The following is an 18,094-nucleotide window of genomic DNA, read 5'->3' on the forward strand; positions in this document are numbered from 1 at the left end:
CACCAACTAGCTAATGCGCCGCGGGCCCATCTATAAGTGATAGCCGAAGCCATCTTTCAACAAAGGAACAGGAGTTCCTTTGTGTCATCCGGTATTAGCTCCGGTTTCCCGAAGTTATCCCAGTCTTATAGGTAGGTTGCCCACGTGTTACTCACCCGTCCGCCGCTAACCTGCAGGAGCAAGCTCCTACAAGTCCGCTCGACTTGCATGTATTAGGCACGCCGCCAGCGTTCGTCCTGAGCCAGGATCAAACTCTCCATAATAGTTAAGTTTAAATCTTGTTTTGCTCTAAAACTAATAATTGACGTTTTACTTCATGTTTTGTTTAGTTTTCAAAGATCACTCATCGCTCGTAAGCGACTTAAACATCATAACATCATTTAAATGTTTATGTCAACATTTTTTAAATGTTATTTTGTTTTTATTTTATTTCTTTCGTTGTCCTCGTTTCACTTGTTCTGGACAACATAAATTAATATACCAGCTATCCGATTGCATTACAAGACTACAATTAAAAGTAAATGTATTCAGAATTGTTTTCGGATTGATCCTTACTCCAAAATCTACCTAATTATATTAACAAAAAAAGAAACCAGCCTATCCAAAGGCTGGTTTCTTTTAACTCTATTAATTTACTATTCTCTAAAAAATGCTAAGAATAGAAGGAATACGATAAATAGTACATACATAATCGGGTGAATCTTTTTCGCTTTTCCTGCAGCAATCATAGAAATCGGATAGAAAATGAATCCAACTGCAATACCTGTAGCAATACTATATGTTAAAGGCATTGAAATGATTGTGAAGAAAGCTGGAACAGCAATTTCGAATTCTTTCCAATTAATTTGGCCAATTGATGAAACCATTAGTACACCGACTACAATTAATGCTGGTGAAGTTACTGATGCTGTTACTACTCCTAATAATGGTGCAAAGAATAGTGCTAATAAGAATAATAATCCTGTAACAACTGCAGAGAACCCAGTACGTCCACCTGCAGCCACACCTGCAGTAGATTCAATGTATGAAGTTGTCGTACTTGTACCCAATGTTGATCCAACTACTACTGCAGTTGCGTCAACCATTAAAGCTTTACCCGCTCTTTCAAGTTTATTATCTTTTAATAATCCTGCTTGATTTGCTACTGCTACTAATGTACCTGTTGCATCAAAGAAATCTACAATAAAGAAAGTTAATACTACTGCAAACATTTTGCCCGAAGAAAATACATCTGGAATATGTTTAATAGCTTCACCAAAAGTTGGAGCAATACTTGGTACTGGACCAACAACTGAAGATGGTAAATCGATAATTCCAAAGATCATTCCAGCGATAGCAGTTACGATCATTCCTAAAAATACACCAGCTTTAACTTTTCTAGCCATTAAGATTACTGTAATAAGTAATCCGAAAATCGTTAATAATACTGCAGGTTCATTTAATTTACCAAGTGAAACAAATGTTGCTGGGTTACTTACAATAATGCCTGAATTTTTTAAACCAACAAATGTGATGAAGAACCCAATTCCACTACCAATCGCTAACTTTAATTCAATTGGGATTGCATTAATAATTTGTTCACGTAGTCCTGTTAAAGAAAGAATGATGAAAATAATACCTGATACGAAAACTCCAGCTAAAGCAGTTTGCCAAGGAATCCCCATTCCAAGAACAACGTTAAACGCGAAGAATGCATTTAATCCCATACCTGGTGCTAAAGCAATTGGATATCTCGCATAAATACCCATTAAAATCGAACCATAAGCAGCTGCTAATGATGTAGCTACAAAGATTGCTTCACTATTCATTCTTAAAGCTTCCGGAAAATCCTTAATATCTGATAATGATAAAATTGATGGATTTACAAACAAGATATAAGCCATAGCTAAAAATGTTGTTAATCCAGCAATTGTTTCCTGACGAAATGATGTGCCTAACTTGTTAAACTCAAAATAATTGCTAATACGTTCTTTCATGTGATCCTCCTAAGTTTAAGTCTTAAAAGTCGGTCTCTATTAAAAAAATAGAAAAGGCGCTTTTACACAAATGGTAAAAGCGCCTATCACGAGCAGTTTCATTCTGTAATGAATTAACCTAAAAATAATAGAATAATAGCTAAAAAGTAGGTTAACATACAGAAATCATTACTTCGTAGTCCGCCATTTTACGGTGGCAGGTAGAGACGCTAGTCCATATTCACTAGCTTATACGACAAGTTATGACAAATTATTTATTTATATCCTTATATTACAATCAACTATAAGTAGTGTCAATAAAAAAAACGAACATTTTATCAAAAAATGTTCGTTTCGTTCGTTTTTTTCCATATATTAGATATTATTCCCACTCAATTGTTGCAGGTGGCTTACTCGTTATATCATACACTATACGATTTACATGCTTAACTTCATTTACAATTCGGGTTGAAATTTTTTGTAAAACATCCCAAGGAATACGAGCCCAGTCAGCTGTCATTCCATCGATTGATGTTACTGCACGAATTCCAACAGTGTAATCATACGTACGTTCATCACCCATTACCCCAACACTTCTAATGTCAGGTAATACAGTGAAGTACTGCCAAATTTCCTTATCTAAACCAGCTAGAGCAATTTCTTCACGTAAAATTGCATCTGATTCACGAACGATTTCTAATTTGTCATCAGAAATTTCACCAAGAACACGAATTCCCAAACCTGGTCCTGGAAACGGTTGTCTCCAAACGATTGCATCAGGGATTCCTAATTCTGATCCAACTGCACGTACTTCATCTTTAAATAATGTATTTAAAGGCTCGATTAACGTAAATTGCATATCTTCAGGTAATCCCCCAACATTGTGGTGAGATTTAATCGTTTGTGCAGTAGCTGTACCGCTCTCGATAATATCTGTATATAAAGTTCCTTGGGCTAAAAAGTCCATACCTTCTAATTTAGCAGCTTCATCGTCAAATACATAAATAAATTCATTTCCGATTATCTTACGTTTCTGTTCAGGATCAGAAACACCAGCTAACTTAGATAAGAAGCGCTCTCTAGCATCAACTTTGATAACGTTCATATTAAAACCTTCACTGAATGTCTTCATTACGCCTTCTGCTTCATCTTTACGTAATAGTCCATGATCAACGAAAATACAAGTTAATTGATCACCAATTGCTCTGTGAATTAATACTGCAACAACTGAAGAATCTACTCCGCCACTTAGTGCACAAAGAACTTTTTTATCTCCAACAACGTTACGAATATTTTCTAATTCCACTTCGATAAAGTTCTTCATAGACCAATTCGCTTCACATTCACAAATATCAAACACAAAGTTCTTTAATAGGTCATTACCATATTCTGAATGGCGAACTTCTGGATGGAATTGAACTCCATACATTTTCTTCGCTTCATTACTCATTGCAGCAATAGGACAAGAAGCGCTTGTCGCATCAACCACAAATCCTTCTGGTTGTTGCGTTACTTTATCACCATGACTCATCCATACTACATGGTCATTTGGAAGATCTTTTAATAGTGCTGATTGCATCTGAATATTTAATTCAGCTTTTCCATATTCTCTTTGGTCAGCCTTCTCGACATTTCCACCAAAGTGTTGAGTCATTAATTGCATTCCATAACATATTCCTAAAATAGGAAGGCCTAGTTCAAAAATAGCTTCGTCACAGAAAAATGCGTTTTCGCCGTATACACTGTTAGGTCCACCAGAAAATACAATTCCTTTTGCACCCATTTCTTTAATTTCCTCAGCAGTGATTGTATGAGGACGTAGTTCACTATATACACCGAACTCACGAATTCGGCGTGCAATTAGTTGGTTGTATTGACTTCCAAAATCTAGTACTACAATTGTGTCATGTTTTTGCAAAGCGGTCACCCCATCTATAGTAATTGAATTAACGTATCAGTTAAACTGATACTATTTTTCCCAAAAATATAAAAAAAAGCCGATTTTCTCCCTTGTACATAGTGTAAGAAGGCAGAAAATCAGACTTAAATTAAACAAAGTCAGACTGCCTTCATAGTCAGGGCATGTTACGGCGCCCCGGTAGAGACTCTCGACCCATATTGTCGAGGATATATGAAGAATATTGACGATTATTGTATTATTGTCTCATTCTAACAACGTATAATAAGTCGGTCAAGGTATTTCATCACAATTTTTAATGTAAACGTTCTTACTTGTAATGAATCTATTTTTGGTATAATATTTACCTAACGAACGGTAGGTTCTAAAATTAACAATCCGCTCTTAGATTGATATAAAGGAGGAAATTGCATGAAAGGTAATTTAACCGTCTTAAAAATTCAGGAAGCTACAATAAAATTGTTTGCTGAAAATGGCTATGAAAAAGCTACATTAACAGAAATTGCTAAAGCTGTTGGAATAAAAAAACCCTCTATATACGCCCATTTTGAGAATAAACAAGAAATTTTCTTAAGTATCATTGAAGAGCTTAGCTCTGTTTATGTCGCTAAATTTAAAGATGAATTTGAAAAATATCATACCCTTACAGTTGAAAATCAGCTTTATTCAGTATTAGAAAGTACTCGGTTATTTTTCCAGCATGAAGATTTAGGAATTTTCCTTAAACGAATGCTCTTATTCCCACCTAAAGAATTAGAAGGTCACTTATTAAAGCGATATGAGGAATTTGAAAATCAGTTACTTATAGTCATTAGAGGTATATTTGAAAAAGGAATACTAGAAGGTGAAATTTTTCATAATGAGGTTGATGAGTTAGTCGATGCTTATATTCACCTGCTTGATAGTTGTTTTATTCAGTTATTTGACCCAGATGATGAACTTGTCAAAAAGCGCTTAAAAGCCACTTGGTGTTTCTTTTGGCGGTCAATTTCAACTAAAAGGAGTTAAGGATAATGAGTTGGATATATTTAATTATTGCAGGAATTTCTGAAATAGCCTGGGCATTCGGTTTGAAATATTCCAATGGCTTTTCTAATGTTTTACCTAGTATTTTTACAGTTCTAGGTATTATTTTTAGTTTTTATTTGTTTTCAAAAGCAATTAATGAGATTCCTATTGGTACTGCTTATGCGGTGTTTACAGGTATCGGTGCGGCTGGGACAGTTATTATAGGTATGATGTTCTTAAATGAATCGGCGTCATTATTGAAAATAGTCCTAGTAATTACTTTATTATCAGGAATTATTGGATTGAAATTATCAACGAAAGATGAAAAACACGAGGATAAAGGAGGTGTTGCATAAAATGGCATGGTTTTTTTTATTTATTGCAGGCTTAGGTGAAGTCGGGTTTGTAATTTTTATGAAGCTATCGAATAATTTTAAAAAGCTTAATTACTCAATTTTATGTATCATTTCTGGTTGGATAAGTTTTTATTTATTATCAAAAGCACTGAAAACAATTCCAGTTGGAACTGGTTATTCAATTTGGACTGGAATCGGTGCCGCTGGATCTGTCATTATAGGAATGATTTTCTTCAATGAATCACGTGATCGTAAAAGAATTTTCTTTATATCACTCGTCGTTTTATCTGTATTAGGATTAAAACTAATTTCTCCTCATTAGAAGATTGTTTAAAATAGAAAAAAGAAATCCCTGCTTCATAATAATGGAACAGGGATTTTTTATAGTACCAATCACAATTTTTCATACTTAGAAAAAATTGACCAAAAACTTTAGAAAAGTTTACTCCAAGTAGCTTTACCAACTATTCCATCAACTACTAGTCCATTCTTACTTTGAAAATTTTTCACGGCATTTTCAGTAATAGGTCCAAATATTCCATCTGCACTTATTTTAAGCTTCTGTTGAATTTTTTTTACTGCTACACCTTTCGAGCCCTTTTTTTGAATTCCTGGGTATGGTTCCGTTTCCTGGACTGTATTTTTCGGTGGATTTAAAATTGCACCTACTTGTGCTTTAAATTGCTTAAATTGTTCAGGATCATCAACGAATGGCTTTGGACAAGGTTTATGTGTCACATCATAATGTCTAACAATATCGTTTTCATCTAACTTATATGTTTTACATAATTCTGCAATGACTTTTGCTGTGCGTTGAATTGTAGATTGTGAGATACTTCCATCTTTCTCTACACACATTTCAATACCTAATGAAAGTTTATTAGCATTTGGAGCTAGTTCTGGTACTCCTCGAAATGCTTCGCCATTAGCATTTCTTTCATAATGATCATTTGCATGATATGCTACTTCATCTAAAGGAATGATACAAATTGCTTCCTTTGAATCAACAAATATATGGGCTGATGCATATGTTTTACTTTTAATTGCTGTACCATTAAAATATTTTTGATGGTTCTCAGCACTTGCACCAGGATTAGCCGTCCAGTGTAAAACTATTTTTTTTACTTGTTTTAATTTAATTGACGGTCTAGTATATTTGTTCATAGAAATAAAATTATTTTTCCAAATTATCATAACTAAACCTCCCTCTTATAAACTCAAGCATGACTTACTTATCGATATATGCTTGTACATGCATACTAACAGGGTATTCTGTTTGACAAAAAAAGTGACAAATAAAAAAGGAGAGCACTCGCCCCCCTTTAAAAATACGAAGTTTTATTTGTTTTTGACTGGTTTGACATAGATAGCTTGTGACGAATTTATTGAAATACAGCCATCTAAGTCTTTTTCGTTCAGAAGACCAAGGCTGATTGCCGATTTTATTTTATCACCATCTGGCTTTTTGACAATTTGAACAAGTTCGGTTAATTTTAACTCTTCTAGTTTACTTACAGTCTCTGCCTCATTATATTTCTCTTTCTTTCTTATTATTCGTTCGAGTTTTAAATTATTAAGTACAAGCTCACCTTTTTCATTTACTCCAACTTGATGATCAAAATAACCATGAAATACTTTTTGTAACTCTTCAAGCTGATTTTCAATTTCTTTCTTCTTTTGACTTAAATCATAATATTCATTCAACATTGGTTCAGTGATCTTATAAGCATTTTTTTTCACCATTCTCTTCACCACATTTCATAAGTAGATAATTTATCTTATTTTGCAAAGAGACAAGTTATGACTTGAAATAGATTTGAAATATAAGTACATTTACAAGTAGAAGAAAACAAATTCGGGATATAAAGAAAAAATTTAAATTCACAAAAAAAATCATTATATATATGAACATCAATTAAAGATTTAACAAAGGAAGGACGTTAATTATGATTTTAATCGCCAAACAAGGAGGCGAAATGAAAAATGTTTATTGAACCGATGTTATTACAAACCTCTGATAAACCATTTGATTCAGATGAACATTATTTTGAAATGAAATCAAATGGTGTGCGTATGCTCCTTGAAAGACGGGATGGAATAAATAGACTGTATACTGAAAATGGAACGGAAATTTCAGACAGAATTCCTGAACTCGATAACATTATGTTAAAAGAAGATTGCTATTTAGATGGCGTACTTGTTTGTTATAACGATGGCAAAGAAGATTATGAAGCGGCTCTAGCTCGTGTTAATTCAATTCAGGAAAGTAAAATTATTCAAGGCAGTAAACAATTCCCATTAACTTATGTCGTATTCGATATTTTACGTTTCCAAAATAGAAGCTTACTAAAAGAACCCCTATCAGCTAGGAAAGAAATACTATCAAATATGCTCGATGACCAACCATCGATAAAAGAAAGCATCTATATAGAAACTCAAGGTAAATTCTTTTTTGAGCAAATAAAATCACTTGGACTTGAGGGAATTGTCGCGAAATCCAAAGATTCAATCTATATCCCCGCTCATAGATCATTAAATTGGTTGAAAATTATCAATTGGAAATATGGAAGTTATTATATTACAGGCTATAAAAAGCAAGGTATGGGACTTATAATTTCGGAATATAAAAATAATGAGTTTGTTAATGTGGGCCTTGTTGAGTTTGGAATGAATATGGGGCAGAAAAAAGCATTCTTTAGCGTTACAAAGCATATAAAAACTGGGGAAGATAAAACATTTATTTATGTTGAACCATTTATTAAATGCAAAATTAAAAGTAAAGGTCAGTTAAGTACTGGTGAATTGATTAGTCCAATATTTGATGATTTTATTATTTAGACTTTACGAAATTCCTTTACTGTTCTAAAAAGTAAAAGTACCTGAATTACAGGTACTTTTTTTCATGAAAACTATAAGATTCTTTTTCTAATTGTTTGGTTGATTAATATAATACTTGAACGAACTCAAACACTGTGAAGACAAAGGATCCAAATATCATTGTTACACCCGTCGATGTAAAATATGCATCAGGAGAAACAATTACATAAGTTGTTTCCCATCCTCCCATATCAGGTGTAACTTCACCTGTTATTCGAGGAGCAAACTTAATGTACAACACTAGTAACAATGTTAACAGACCCACAAATGGCGCTGTAGAAGAAAATGACATTTTAAAAAAATACGAGATTATATATGAAAGTCCGTAAAGTACGAAAATCGCTAAACTCAATTTCCCAATTTGCACGAGCCAATATCGACGATTATTTTTTGGCTGATCACGAAGTACTTCCTTCATCTTTTTCGTATCTTTATACCGAAAATACAATCCTACTGGCCATGCAATTACAAAACAAAAAATGGTAAACAAAAGACATATAATTAAGTTGATACTAAAAAAAGATAAAAAAGCCGACATTATTTTCCTCCGATAAGCAAAGTCATGATGTTAATAATTTTTAAATGTTATAGCACAATCTTATCAGATAAATAATGACTACTGCGTGTGGTAGTATTTGGAAAACTAAGCTGCAATATTGGCTTTGGAAATGCTTTTAGCGTAGTAAAAGCAATGTTAATCACTTTTAAACAAAGAAAAAACCCTTGATTACTCAAGGGTTTTATTCTTTATTACATCATGCCGCCCATTCCCATGCCGCCCATGTCAGGCATTGCAGGAGCATTTTTCTCAGGTAGGTCAGCTACAACAGCTTCAGTTGTTAAGAACATTGCAGAAACAGATGCTGCATTTTGAAGTGCAGAACGTGTAACTTTAGTTGGGTCAACGATTCCTTCTTCAATCATGTTTACCCATTGTCCGTTAGCAGCATTGAAACCAATGCCTACTTCAGCATGTTTTAATTTCTCAATAATTACTGATCCTTCTAGACCAGCATTTGTTGCGATTTGACGAACTGGCGCTTCAAGCGCACGTAATACGATGTTGATACCAGTCGCTACATCACCTTCAGCTTCAATTGCAGCCACTTTATTAAATACGCTCATTAATGCAGTACCACCACCAGCTACAATACCTTCTTCTACTGCAGCACGTGTTGAGTTTAATGCATCTTCAATACGTAATTTACGTTCTTTTAACTCAGTTTCAGTTGCAGCACCAACTTTGATTACTGCTACACCACCAGCTAATTTAGCTAAGCGTTCTTGTAATTTTTCACGATCAAATTCAGAAGTAGTTTCTTCTAATTGAGCGCGGATTACACCGATACGTCTTTGAATTGCTTCAGTTTCACCAGCACCTTCAACGATTGTTGTATTTTCTTTCGTTACAACAACTTTTGAAGCACGGCCTAATTGAGTAATGTTAGTCGTTTTAAGATCTAATCCTAATTCTTCTGTAATTACTTCACCGCCAGTTAATACTGCGATATCTTCTAACATTGCTTTACGACGGTCACCGAAACCTGGAGCTTTAACAGTCACAGCGTTAAATGTACCACGTAATTTGTTAACGATGATTGTCGCTTGCGCTTCACCTTCAACGTCTTCAGCAATAATTAATAGTGGTTTACCTTGTTGAACAACTTGTTCAAGCACTGGTAAAATTTCTTGGATATTTGTTACTTTCTTATCAGTAATTAAAATATATGGGTTTTCTAATTCAGCAACCATTTTCTCTGAATTTGTTACCATGTAAGGTGAAGAGTATCCACGATCAAATTGCATACCTTCTACAACTTCTAACTCAGTTGTGAATCCTTTTGATTCTTCAAGTGTAATAACACCATCGTTACCAACGCGTTCCATTGCTTCAGCGATTAATTGTCCAACTTCTGGATCTGCTGATGAAATTGAAGCAACTTGTGCAATTGACTCTTTACCCTCAATAGGTTTAGAGATTGCTTTTAATTCTTCAAGTGCTACAGTAACTGCCTTATCGATACCTTTACGAATACCCATTGGATTAGCTCCAGCAGTTACGTTTTTAAGACCCTCACGAATCATAGCTTGCGCTAAAACTGTTGCAGTAGTTGTACCGTCCCCAGCAATTTCATTCGTTTTGCTAGCAACTTCTGCTACTAATTTTGCACCCATATTTTCGAATGCATCTTCTAGTTCGATTTCTTTTGCGATTGTAACACCGTCATTTGTAATTAATGGAGAACCAAATTTTTTCTCAAGAACTACGTTACGTCCTTTTGGTCCTAATGTTACTTTTACAGCATCTGCTAAAGCATCAACACCACGTAGCATTGCGCGACGTGCTTCTTCACCAAATCTAATGTCCTTTGCCATGAAAATGACCTCCTTAAAATTTTAAATAGTATTTTATTGTTTAAGTATTTTTTATCTAATTAGCCTATGATTGCAAGAATATCATTTTCGCGAAGTACAAGGTATTCAGTACCACCGTACTTAACTTCAGTACCAGAGTATTTAGAGAAGATGATGCGGTCACCAACAGATACTTCTAAAGCAACGCGCTCGCCATTTTCAAGTACTCGACCAGTACCAACTGCAACAACTTTGCCTTCTTGTGGCTTTTCTTGTGCACTACCTGGTAACACGATACCGCTAGCAGTTTTTTCTTCAGACTCAACAAGCTCAATTACAACACGATCACCTAATGGCTTTAACATGTGTAATACCTCCTCAATAATCTAATCATTATTTTTTAGCACTCGGTAATATTGAGTGCTAACACAATTATTAGTTTAAAGAATATCAAAACATTTTGCAAGTATGAAGAAGGCACTTTTCTTGTCGAATTTTAATAAGTTTTCATCTTAATATAAAGTTAACTTAAAAATTAACAAAATTCCTTTTAAGAAACGAAGGAAACGAGTACAATAATGTACATGTTGTTATATAAACCTTTGGGTTATGAAAAATATCAACACAAAGGAGCAATTGGATTGAAGACAAAAGATTTATGGATTGTATTAATTTATGTATTGATTCAATATTCCGGATTATATGGCGTATCATTTTTATTAAATAGTGGAATGTATGAAGGAATCGATAAAAAAACAGCTAATTTAGAAGCAGTAGCACTTTGGGGATGCATAAGTTTTATTGCTGGCCTAATCATCATCTTAATTGTTTTAAGGAAACAAATATTTGAAGGAATTAGAAATCTTACATATCCTACAACTCGTTCAATAATAAAATGGTCAGTTTTTGGTTATTTAGTTACAATGGTTACTCAAATCCTTTGCAATCTCTTTTTAATACTTGTTTTAGATTTAAATAAAGGATCTGAAAACACACAAGCAATTATTAATATCACAAAACTTAATCCGGCATTTATCGTTATTCCTAGTCTTATCGCACCTATTTTAGAAGAGATTATTTTCCGTGGTATTATTTTTAAAAGGCTATCTAATCGATTACCATTCTTTATTGCTGCTAGTATTAGTTCAGTTATATTTTCATTTATGCATGGGGATTTACCATTCTTTTTATCTTATTTTTTAATTGGATTTATTTTTTGCTATTTATATAAAAGATCGAATTCAATTGTTGTTCCAATCATTACACATATGCTTATGAACTCATTTGTAGTTTTTCAGCAACTTAACTTTTAAAGAAAATTAAAACCCCCAATCAATTTGGGGGTTTTATTATTTATACAAATTTACTTTTGTAAAAAATAAGCCAATGTTTGTAGCTCTACAGCTAAATCTATATGATGTATTCGGATATGTTCTGGCACACTAATACGAGCAGGTGTGAAATTTAATATTCCTCTTATATTTTTACCTTGTAAACGGTCAGCTATCGATTGCGCTACTGGAGCAGGAACAGTTAAAATAACGATTTGGATTTCATCATTAATAATTTCTTCCAAATTATCAAGATTATAAACTGGAACGCCACCTATTTCAGTTCCAATTTTTTTAGGATCGATATCAAATGCCATTTCAATTTTAGTATTATTATTTTTGATAAAATTATAATGTAAGAATGCAGTTCCTAAATTACCTACACCAATCAATGCAACTTTCATAACCTCATGTTGGTTAAGCGCTTTCGAGAAAAAGGTTAATAAGTAATTTACATTGTATCCATACCCTTTTTTCCCTAATGCACCGAAGTATGAAAAATCCCTTCTAATTGTAGCGGAATCTACCTTAACTGCTTCACTTAACTCTGCTGAAGAAACTCTTTGTTTACCTGATAAAGACAAATTCTTTATAAAACGGTAATATAAAGGTAGACGTTTAGCAGTAGCTTGTGGAATTTTAATTTGTTCCGATTCCATTTTTCAATCCCCCACTTACTGTAATTCTTTTTACTATAGTGTGTATTTAGTCTTCATTTTAGTTATAAAGTACTTGTTCTACTGTAAAATATACACTATATTTATGAATTTTGACAGTAAACAGTTTAAAGATAAAAAATTTTGCATTGAGGTGAAAGCCATGATCTTATTACAAGTTAATAATATCTCTAAGTATTTTGGTAGTGATATTATTCTTTCAAATATAAAATTAGAAGTACAAACGAATGACCGTGTTGCAATAGTTGGACGAAATGGCGCAGGAAAGTCTACGCTCTTAAAAATTATTGCAGGTGAAATCTCACATGATGGCGGAGAATTAAATAAACCAAAAGATGTTACAGTAGGATATCTTGCTCAAAATTCAGGACTCCAAAGTGACCGTTCAATTTGGGAAGAATATTATTCTGTTTTCAATCATTTAGTAGAAATGCAAGAAAGCATGAGAAAACTGGAACATAAAATGACTCAAGAAGAGGTCTATTCAAATCAAGTAGTCTATGACAAGATTATGAATGAATATGATCATCTGCAATTTACCTTTAAAGAAAACGGTGGATATCAATTTGAAGCAGATATTCGATCAATCATTAGTGGATTAGGTTTTTCAAATGAACATTACGAAACAAAAATTTCTTCCTTAAGTGGTGGCCAAAAAACTAGACTAGCTTTAGGAAAATTACTTTTAACAAAACCAGATTTACTGATCCTGGACGAACCGACTAACCATCTTGATATCGATACACTTAGTTGGTTAGAACGTTATTTACAAACCTACCCAGGTGCCGTTTTAATCGTATCTCATGATCGTTACTTTCTAGATCAAGTCGTAAATATTGTTTATGAGATTTCAAATCACAAACATCAACGTTTTGTTGGAAACTATAGTAAATATCTTGACCTTAAAGCTGCACAATACGAACAGGAATTAAAGCAGTTTGAAAAACAACAAGAGCAAATATCAAAACTTGAAGATTTTGTTCAACGTAATATTGCACGTGCATCTACTACAAAGAGGGCCCAAAGCCGTCGTAAACAATTAGATCGTATGGTTCGAATGGACAAACCTCAAGGTGACGAGTCTTCTGCAAACTTTTCTTTTAGTATTGAAAGACAAAGTGGTAATGATGTTTTAAATGTACAAGATTTATTTATTGGATATAACCGAGTTCCTACTATAGATCAGCCAATGCAGTTTTTATTAAACCGTGGGGATAGTGTCGCTTTAGTCGGACCAAATGGTGTAGGAAAATCAACATTACTTAAAACAATTATTGGAGACTTGGAAAAACTTCAAGGAAATATCGATTTCGGAGCAAACGTGTTTATTGGTTATTACGATCAAGAACAAGCAAAACTAACTTCAAATAAAAGAGTATTAGACGAATTATGGGATGACTATCCTTTAAAACCTGAACAAGAGATACGTACAATTTTAGGGAACTTTTTATTTTCTGGAGATGACGTCACAAAAAATGTTTCTTCATTAAGTGGGGGAGAAAAAGCTAGGCTCGCTCTTGCGAAATTAATGATGAAAAAAGCGAATTTTTTAATTCTCGATGAGCCAACAAACCATCTAGATTTAGATAGTAAAGAAGTGTTAGAGAATGCACTTTTAGATTATCCTGGAACGATTTTATTCGTTTCACATGATCGTTACTTTATGAACAGATTATCCACAAAAACTTTTGAACTAGCAAAAGAAGGACTTTCTGTTTATCTAGGTGATTATGACTATTATCAGTTTAAGAAAAATGAAGCTTTCGAAAAGGAACAAGCAGAAAAAGAAAATTCAATTCAACAAACAAATCAAGTTACTACATCACTCTCAGATTATCAACAAGATAAAGAGTTGAAGAAAAAACTACGTCAAACACAAAGACGTATTGAAGAAATTGAAGGTCATATCGCTCAATTCGAAAAGGAAATTGAAATTATCGAGCTTGAGTTATGCAAACCTGAAGTCTACGGAAATTTTCAATTAGTACAAGAAATTACGAATAAGAAGAATGAATATGAATCAAGTTTAATTAATCTAATGGAAGAGTGGGAAAGCCTACAGGAATGATAAAAAAGTCGGATATGCTTATGCTATCCGACTTTTTTTATCTACAAACTTATCCACAATAGTAATACACGTTTTTAGCTTTTACACAGGTTTATACACATTATCCACAAATCCGATCTATAGTTATACACAACATTGTTCACAAAATGATTTAAGTTGTTAACAAATAAAAAAGCGCTTATCCACAATTTAGTATATAAATGTGAATAAGTGCTTTTTACATATTCTCTAAATCAAGTCCGGGATTACCGTTTAATGCCATATTAGCGAATTTACCTTGTTTCAATCGAATGTATGCTGCAGCACCAATCATCGCAGCATTATCTGTACAAAGTGAAAGTGGCGGTATAATTAATTCTTTCTCGCTAAGTTCACTCATTTCTTTTTGTAATGAAGCTCTTAGTCCTTTATTCGCGGCTACACCACCAGCTAACAATACTTGATTAACGTCATATTCCTTTGCTGCTCGTATCGTTTTTGCAACAATTACATCTACAACACTTTCTTGGAAGCTAGCTGCAACGTCTTCAGGAGATATTTCTATTCCTCTTTGTTCTGCATTATGCATATAGTTTATAACTGCAGATTTTAACCCACTAAAACTGAAATCGTAACTATTTTCTTCTAGCCATGCTCTAGGGAAAGTTATATTTGCAGTACCTTCTTGCGCTAAGCGATCAATATGGGGTCCACCAGGATAAGGTAATTTTAGCGTTCTAGCTACTTTATCATAGGCTTCTCCAGCTGCATCATCTCTAGTTTCACCAATAACTTCAAATTCCCCGTCTTCTTTCATATAGACAAGTTCTGTATGTCCACCTGAAACAACTAATGCTAACAATGGGAATTGTAATGGTTTTACCAATTGATTTGCATATATATGTCCAGCGATATGATGCACACCTATCAATGGCAATCCATGTGCAAAGGCGATTGCTTTGGCCGCATTTACTCCAATTAATAATGCACCAACAAGTCCAGGGCCTTCAGTTACTGCTACTGCAGATAAATCATCGTAATCAACATTCCCTTGTTTCATCGCTTCTTCAATGACTAATGTGATTTGCTCAACATGTAATCTTGAAGCTACTTCAGGAACAACCCCACCAAAACGTTTGTGTATATCAATTTGAGTTGAAACCACATTACTTACAATTTCATTTCCGTTGTTTATGATAGCTGCAGAGGTTTCGTCACAGCTTGTCTCGATCGCTAGTATTAAACAATTATCTTTTTTATTCATTTCATATTCACCCACATAACTAATGCGTCCTCAAAATTATCAGTGTAATAACTTTTACGAATTCCACCATCTTGGAATCCAAGTTTTCTATATAAACCCTTTGCCACGTTATTGGAAACTCTTACTTCTAAAGTTAATGTTTCTGCACCAAGTCCTTTAGCCGTTTCCATTACCGCTCTTAGTAATTGTTCTCCAAGTCCTTTTCCGCGATACTCAGGTAATATTGCAATGTTCGTTATATGTCCCTCATCAATTATAACCCACAGTCCACAATAGCCGATTATTTCATCTTCTACTTCTGCAACTACATAATGAGCAAATTGATTAGAGTATAATTCATTAAAAAATGCATCATAAGTCCATGGAGTTGCAAATGAATTTTTTTCAATCACCATGATCTTATTTAAATCTTCTTCTTTCATTTGTCGAAAAGCAACTGATGAAATCATAACATCCTCCTACTTTTCTTGACCAGCAAGCCAATTTGCTTCGGCTTCGGACAATCTTAAGTACTCTGGTGAAAACTCATGAATTGATTCTTCTTTTTCTTCCACACTACAATTAAATAATTCACTTGGTCTTTGGTTATTTAAATTATTTTTTACAAAAACTGCACTTTCTTTTAAGTGCTCTTTTATGAAATCCTTATGAATAGCTACATCGTTACCAATGAATAAGATTGGTTCATTAAATAATTTAAGTTTTTCAACCCAAGCACTACGATCTATATTACAATCCTCTATAATATTAACAGTTTCTTTACCTCTAAAATCATATAGGCCAGTAAATAATAAGTTTCTTCTCGCGTCAAAGATAGGACATACGAGGCCAGAAAAATGGCGACCATTTGATGCTAAAACCTTTAAGCTTGAAACTCCTATAATTGGTATATTTAACGTATATGCTAAAGTTTTTGCGACTGTAACACCGATTCTTACGCCGGTATATGAACCAGGCCCTTTAGCCACAACAATCTTAGTTAATTCCTTCGGTTTTACATTACATTCTTTCATAAGCAAATCAATTGCTGGCATTAAACGTACAGAATGATTTTTATTTATAAATGTAATGGTTTCACCAATTATTGAATCATCTTTCGAAAGGCTAACTCCCATTACATTTGTCGAAGTATCAATTGCTAAAACGGTCATCTTTAATTAACTCCTCACAAACTAATTCATATCTATTTCCCTTTGGAATAAAAGTAATCACTCGACCATCTTCTTTATGCGTGATTATTATTTTTAAAAATTCATTTGGTAAGTAATCTGAAATTAAATGAGCCCACTCTACTACACAAACACCTTCACCCATAAAATATTCTTCAAACCCTAGATCTTCATTGCTACCCTCTAATCGATAAACATCCATATGATATAATGGAATTCTTCCTTTATATTCTTTAATAATATTGAAAGTTGGGCTATTAACGTTTCTTTTAACTTCAAGTCCTTTGGCAAACCCTTTTGTAAAGGTTGTTTTTCCTGCCCCAAGATCTCCTTCTAATAAAATTACATCATTTGGTTGTACTATTTTACCAAGAAGATATGCAATTTCCTTTGTTTCTTCCTCAGTATTTGTATGTAAAACTATTTCCAATTATTTCACCACCAAAATTCTAACTTCTACTCGTCTATTCTAACTTTGCCATATTATATCATTTCAAAACATTTAGTGAATGTCAAACGGTATATGCACTAAATATAGAAATGAATTTTTTAATAATATTTTATGTATTTTTAAACTTAATTTAATTCCGTACATAATAAAAAAAACGAAACAATTGGTTTCGTTTTAAGTATCATATGTATGGCGGTCCCGACCGGGATCGAACCGGCGATCTCCTGCGTGACAGGCAGGCATGTTAACCGCTACACCACGGGACCATTTGGTTGCGGGGACAGGATTTGAACCTGCGACCTTCGGGTTATGAGCCCGACGAGCTACCAGACTGCTCCACCCCGCGATAATTGGAACTAACTAATTTAGATCCATAAATATTGAATTAATAAATTCAAACCAGGCGACGTTCTACTCTCACAGGGGGAAACCCCCAACTACCATCGACGCTGAAGAGCTTAACTGCCGTGTTCGGTATGGGAACGGGTGTGACCTCTTCGCAATAATCACCTGATTTATATTCATTTCGAGTACTTCGTACCCTCAAAACTAGATAATGTCATTATCAAACTTGTTAGTTAAGTCCTCGACCGATTAGTATCAGTCAGCTCCACGTGTCACCACGCTTCCACCTCTGACCTATCAACCTGATCATCTCTCAGGGGTCTTACTAGCTTAACGCTATG

General features: G+C 33.8%; 18 protein-coding genes, 2 tRNA genes, 3 rRNA genes and 2 riboswitches. Of the genes, 6 read left to right on the top strand and 17 right to left on the bottom strand.

Features of this window, described 5'->3' with window-relative positions; genetic code table 11:
- From B7R65_RS20270 to guaA, 3 genes are all read right to left on the bottom strand, one after another.
- Window positions 1–263 (bottom strand): 16S ribosomal RNA (locus B7R65_RS20270); the annotation flags it as partial.
- Window positions 264–635: 372 nt separating this feature from the next.
- The gene (locus B7R65_RS20275) at window positions 636–1,964 is read right to left on the bottom strand and encodes an NCS2 family permease (RefSeq protein WP_088044648.1); all 1,329 of its coding nucleotides are present in this window, start codon (window positions 1,962–1,964) and stop codon (window positions 636–638) included.
- Between the two features lie 168 nt (window positions 1,965–2,132).
- A riboswitch (purine riboswitch) is annotated at window positions 2,133–2,232 on the bottom strand.
- Window positions 2,233–2,337: 105 nt separating this feature from the next.
- Window positions 2,338–3,873, bottom strand: coding sequence for a glutamine-hydrolyzing GMP synthase (gene guaA, locus B7R65_RS20280; protein ID WP_373419603.1), 1,536 nt, complete (start codon window positions 3,871–3,873; stop codon window positions 2,338–2,340).
- A gap of 134 nt (window positions 3,874–4,007) precedes the next feature.
- A riboswitch (purine riboswitch) is annotated at window positions 4,008–4,110 on the bottom strand.
- Between the two features lie 174 nt (window positions 4,111–4,284).
- Between guaA and B7R65_RS20285 the strand changes: the two genes are divergently transcribed.
- Genes B7R65_RS20285 through B7R65_RS20295 form a run of 3 tightly spaced genes read left to right on the top strand, consistent with a single transcriptional unit; the run spans window position 4,285 to window position 5,559 of the window.
- Window positions 4,285–4,881 (top strand): TetR/AcrR family transcriptional regulator, encoded by a 597-nt coding sequence (locus B7R65_RS20285; RefSeq protein WP_088044633.1) that lies wholly within the window; start codon window positions 4,285–4,287, stop codon window positions 4,879–4,881.
- 5 nt (window positions 4,882–4,886) lie between these two features.
- A complete protein-coding gene (locus B7R65_RS20290; RefSeq protein WP_088044634.1) occupies window positions 4,887–5,237 on the top strand; it encodes a DMT family transporter in 351 nt (116 codons plus the stop codon).
- Window position 5,238: 1 nt separating this feature from the next.
- On the top strand, window positions 5,239–5,559 hold the full coding sequence (locus B7R65_RS20295; protein ID WP_088044635.1) for a DMT family transporter: 321 nt from the start codon (window positions 5,239–5,241) through the stop codon (window positions 5,557–5,559).
- 110 nt (window positions 5,560–5,669) lie between these two features.
- On the opposite strand, the gene B7R65_RS20300 is transcribed toward B7R65_RS20295, so the two are convergent.
- Window positions 5,670–6,431, bottom strand: coding sequence for a peptidoglycan recognition protein family protein (locus tag B7R65_RS20300; RefSeq protein WP_088044636.1), 762 nt, complete (start codon window positions 6,429–6,431; stop codon window positions 5,670–5,672).
- 144 nt (window positions 6,432–6,575) lie between these two features.
- The gene (locus tag B7R65_RS20305) at window positions 6,576–6,980 is read right to left on the bottom strand and encodes a hypothetical protein (RefSeq protein ID WP_088044637.1); all 405 of its coding nucleotides are present in this window, start codon (window positions 6,978–6,980) and stop codon (window positions 6,576–6,578) included.
- A gap of 240 nt (window positions 6,981–7,220) precedes the next feature.
- Between B7R65_RS20305 and B7R65_RS20310 the strand changes: the two genes are divergently transcribed.
- Window positions 7,221–8,075 carry an ATP-dependent DNA ligase gene (locus tag B7R65_RS20310; RefSeq protein WP_088044638.1) on the top strand — a complete coding sequence of 285 codons (855 nt, stop codon included), beginning with the start codon at window positions 7,221–7,223 and terminating at the stop codon, window positions 8,073–8,075.
- A gap of 103 nt (window positions 8,076–8,178) precedes the next feature.
- On the opposite strand, the gene B7R65_RS20315 is transcribed toward B7R65_RS20310, so the two are convergent.
- From B7R65_RS20315 to groES, 3 genes are all read right to left on the bottom strand, one after another.
- Complete coding sequence (locus tag B7R65_RS20315; RefSeq protein WP_088044639.1) at window positions 8,179–8,652, bottom strand: hypothetical protein; 474 nt, start codon at window positions 8,650–8,652, stop codon at window positions 8,179–8,181.
- Between the two features lie 212 nt (window positions 8,653–8,864).
- Complete coding sequence (gene groL / locus B7R65_RS20320) at window positions 8,865–10,490, bottom strand: chaperonin GroEL (protein WP_088044640.1); 1,626 nt, start codon at window positions 10,488–10,490, stop codon at window positions 8,865–8,867.
- A gap of 59 nt (window positions 10,491–10,549) precedes the next feature.
- Window positions 10,550–10,834 carry a co-chaperone GroES gene (gene groES / locus B7R65_RS20325; protein ID WP_025672094.1) on the bottom strand — a complete coding sequence of 95 codons (285 nt, stop codon included), beginning with the start codon at window positions 10,832–10,834 and terminating at the stop codon, window positions 10,550–10,552.
- A gap of 276 nt (window positions 10,835–11,110) precedes the next feature.
- On the opposite strand from groES, the gene B7R65_RS20330 reads away from it, so the two are divergent.
- The gene (locus tag B7R65_RS20330; protein WP_179194942.1) at window positions 11,111–11,782 is read left to right on the top strand and encodes a CPBP family intramembrane glutamic endopeptidase; all 672 of its coding nucleotides are present in this window, start codon (window positions 11,111–11,113) and stop codon (window positions 11,780–11,782) included.
- A gap of 50 nt (window positions 11,783–11,832) precedes the next feature.
- On the opposite strand, the gene B7R65_RS20335 is transcribed toward B7R65_RS20330, so the two are convergent.
- The gene (locus B7R65_RS20335; protein ID WP_088044642.1) at window positions 11,833–12,459 is read right to left on the bottom strand and encodes a redox-sensing transcriptional repressor Rex; all 627 of its coding nucleotides are present in this window, start codon (window positions 12,457–12,459) and stop codon (window positions 11,833–11,835) included.
- Window positions 12,460–12,619: 160 nt separating this feature from the next.
- Here B7R65_RS20335 and B7R65_RS20340 point away from each other — a divergent pair, with 160 nt between their 5' ends.
- Window positions 12,620–14,545, top strand: a complete 1,926-nt coding sequence (locus tag B7R65_RS20340; protein WP_088044643.1) for an ABC-F family ATP-binding cassette domain-containing protein — start codon at window positions 12,620–12,622, stop codon at window positions 14,543–14,545.
- A gap of 217 nt (window positions 14,546–14,762) precedes the next feature.
- Here B7R65_RS20340 and tsaD read toward each other — a convergent pair whose 3' ends face one another.
- From tsaD to B7R65_RS20380, 8 genes are all read right to left on the bottom strand, one after another.
- Window positions 14,763–15,788, bottom strand: coding sequence for a tRNA (adenosine(37)-N6)-threonylcarbamoyltransferase complex transferase subunit TsaD (gene tsaD, locus B7R65_RS20345; protein ID WP_088044644.1), 1,026 nt, complete (start codon window positions 15,786–15,788; stop codon window positions 14,763–14,765).
- Window positions 15,785–16,237 carry a ribosomal protein S18-alanine N-acetyltransferase gene (gene rimI, locus B7R65_RS20350; RefSeq protein WP_088044645.1) on the bottom strand — a complete coding sequence of 151 codons (453 nt, stop codon included), beginning with the start codon at window positions 16,235–16,237 and terminating at the stop codon, window positions 15,785–15,787. Before rimI ends, tsaD begins: the two co-directional genes overlap by 4 nt.
- A 9-nt stretch (window positions 16,238–16,246) precedes the next feature.
- Entirely contained in the window at window positions 16,247–16,939 is a 693-nt protein-coding gene (gene tsaB, locus B7R65_RS20355; protein ID WP_088044646.1) for a tRNA (adenosine(37)-N6)-threonylcarbamoyltransferase complex dimerization subunit type 1 TsaB, read from the bottom strand.
- A complete protein-coding gene (gene tsaE / locus B7R65_RS20360) occupies window positions 16,920–17,387 on the bottom strand; it encodes a tRNA (adenosine(37)-N6)-threonylcarbamoyltransferase complex ATPase subunit type 1 TsaE (protein ID WP_088044647.1) in 468 nt (155 codons plus the stop codon). The genes tsaB and tsaE overlap by 20 nt, the downstream gene beginning before the upstream one ends.
- A 211-nt stretch (window positions 17,388–17,598) precedes the next feature.
- Window positions 17,599–17,674 (bottom strand) — tRNA-Asp (locus tag B7R65_RS20365).
- A gap of 3 nt (window positions 17,675–17,677) precedes the next feature.
- Window positions 17,678–17,754 (bottom strand) — tRNA-Met (locus B7R65_RS20370).
- 52 nt (window positions 17,755–17,806) lie between these two features.
- Window positions 17,807–17,922, bottom strand: a 5S ribosomal RNA gene (gene rrf, locus B7R65_RS20375).
- 60 nt (window positions 17,923–17,982) lie between these two features.
- Window positions 17,983–18,094 (bottom strand): 23S ribosomal RNA (locus tag B7R65_RS20380); the annotation flags it as partial.

It is taken from the genome of Bacillus sp. EAC, assembly GCF_002156875.1.
In the GTDB taxonomy this organism is placed as follows: Bacteria; Bacillota; Bacilli; order Bacillales; family Bacillaceae_G; genus Gottfriedia.

What these genes read in the sequence shown, in the direction of transcription:
- B7R65_RS20285 (WP_088044633.1), top strand. Translation starts at nt 4,285, where the DNA reads ATGAAAGGTAATTTAACCGTCTTAAAAATTCAGGAAGCTACAATAAAA.
- B7R65_RS20290 (WP_088044634.1), top strand. Translation starts at nt 4,887, where the DNA reads ATGAGTTGGATATATTTAATTATTGCAGGAATTTCTGAAATAGCCTGG.
- B7R65_RS20295 (WP_088044635.1), top strand. Translation starts at nt 5,239, where the DNA reads ATGGCATGGTTTTTTTTATTTATTGCAGGCTTAGGTGAAGTCGGGTTT.
- B7R65_RS20300 (WP_088044636.1), bottom strand. Translation starts at nt 6,431, where the DNA reads ATGATAATTTGGAAAAATAATTTTATTTCTATGAACAAATATACTAGA.
- B7R65_RS20305 (WP_088044637.1), bottom strand. Translation starts at nt 6,980, where the DNA reads ATGGTGAAAAAAAATGCTTATAAGATCACTGAACCAATGTTGAATGAA.
- B7R65_RS20310 (WP_088044638.1), top strand. Translation starts at nt 7,221, where the DNA reads ATGTTTATTGAACCGATGTTATTACAAACCTCTGATAAACCATTTGAT.
- B7R65_RS20315 (WP_088044639.1), bottom strand. Translation starts at nt 8,652, where the DNA reads ATGTCGGCTTTTTTATCTTTTTTTAGTATCAACTTAATTATATGTCTT.
- groL (WP_088044640.1), bottom strand. Translation starts at nt 10,490, where the DNA reads ATGGCAAAGGACATTAGATTTGGTGAAGAAGCACGTCGCGCAATGCTA.
- groES (WP_025672094.1), bottom strand. Translation starts at nt 10,834, where the DNA reads ATGTTAAAGCCATTAGGTGATCGTGTTGTAATTGAGCTTGTTGAGTCT.
- B7R65_RS20335 (WP_088044642.1), bottom strand. Translation starts at nt 12,459, where the DNA reads ATGGAATCGGAACAAATTAAAATTCCACAAGCTACTGCTAAACGTCTA.
- B7R65_RS20340 (WP_088044643.1), top strand. Translation starts at nt 12,620, where the DNA reads ATGATCTTATTACAAGTTAATAATATCTCTAAGTATTTTGGTAGTGAT.
- tsaD (WP_088044644.1), bottom strand. Translation starts at nt 15,788, where the DNA reads ATGAATAAAAAAGATAATTGTTTAATACTAGCGATCGAGACAAGCTGT.
- rimI (WP_088044645.1), bottom strand. Translation starts at nt 16,237, where the DNA reads ATGATTTCATCAGTTGCTTTTCGACAAATGAAAGAAGAAGATTTAAAT.
- tsaB (WP_088044646.1), bottom strand. Translation starts at nt 16,939, where the DNA reads ATGACCGTTTTAGCAATTGATACTTCGACAAATGTAATGGGAGTTAGC.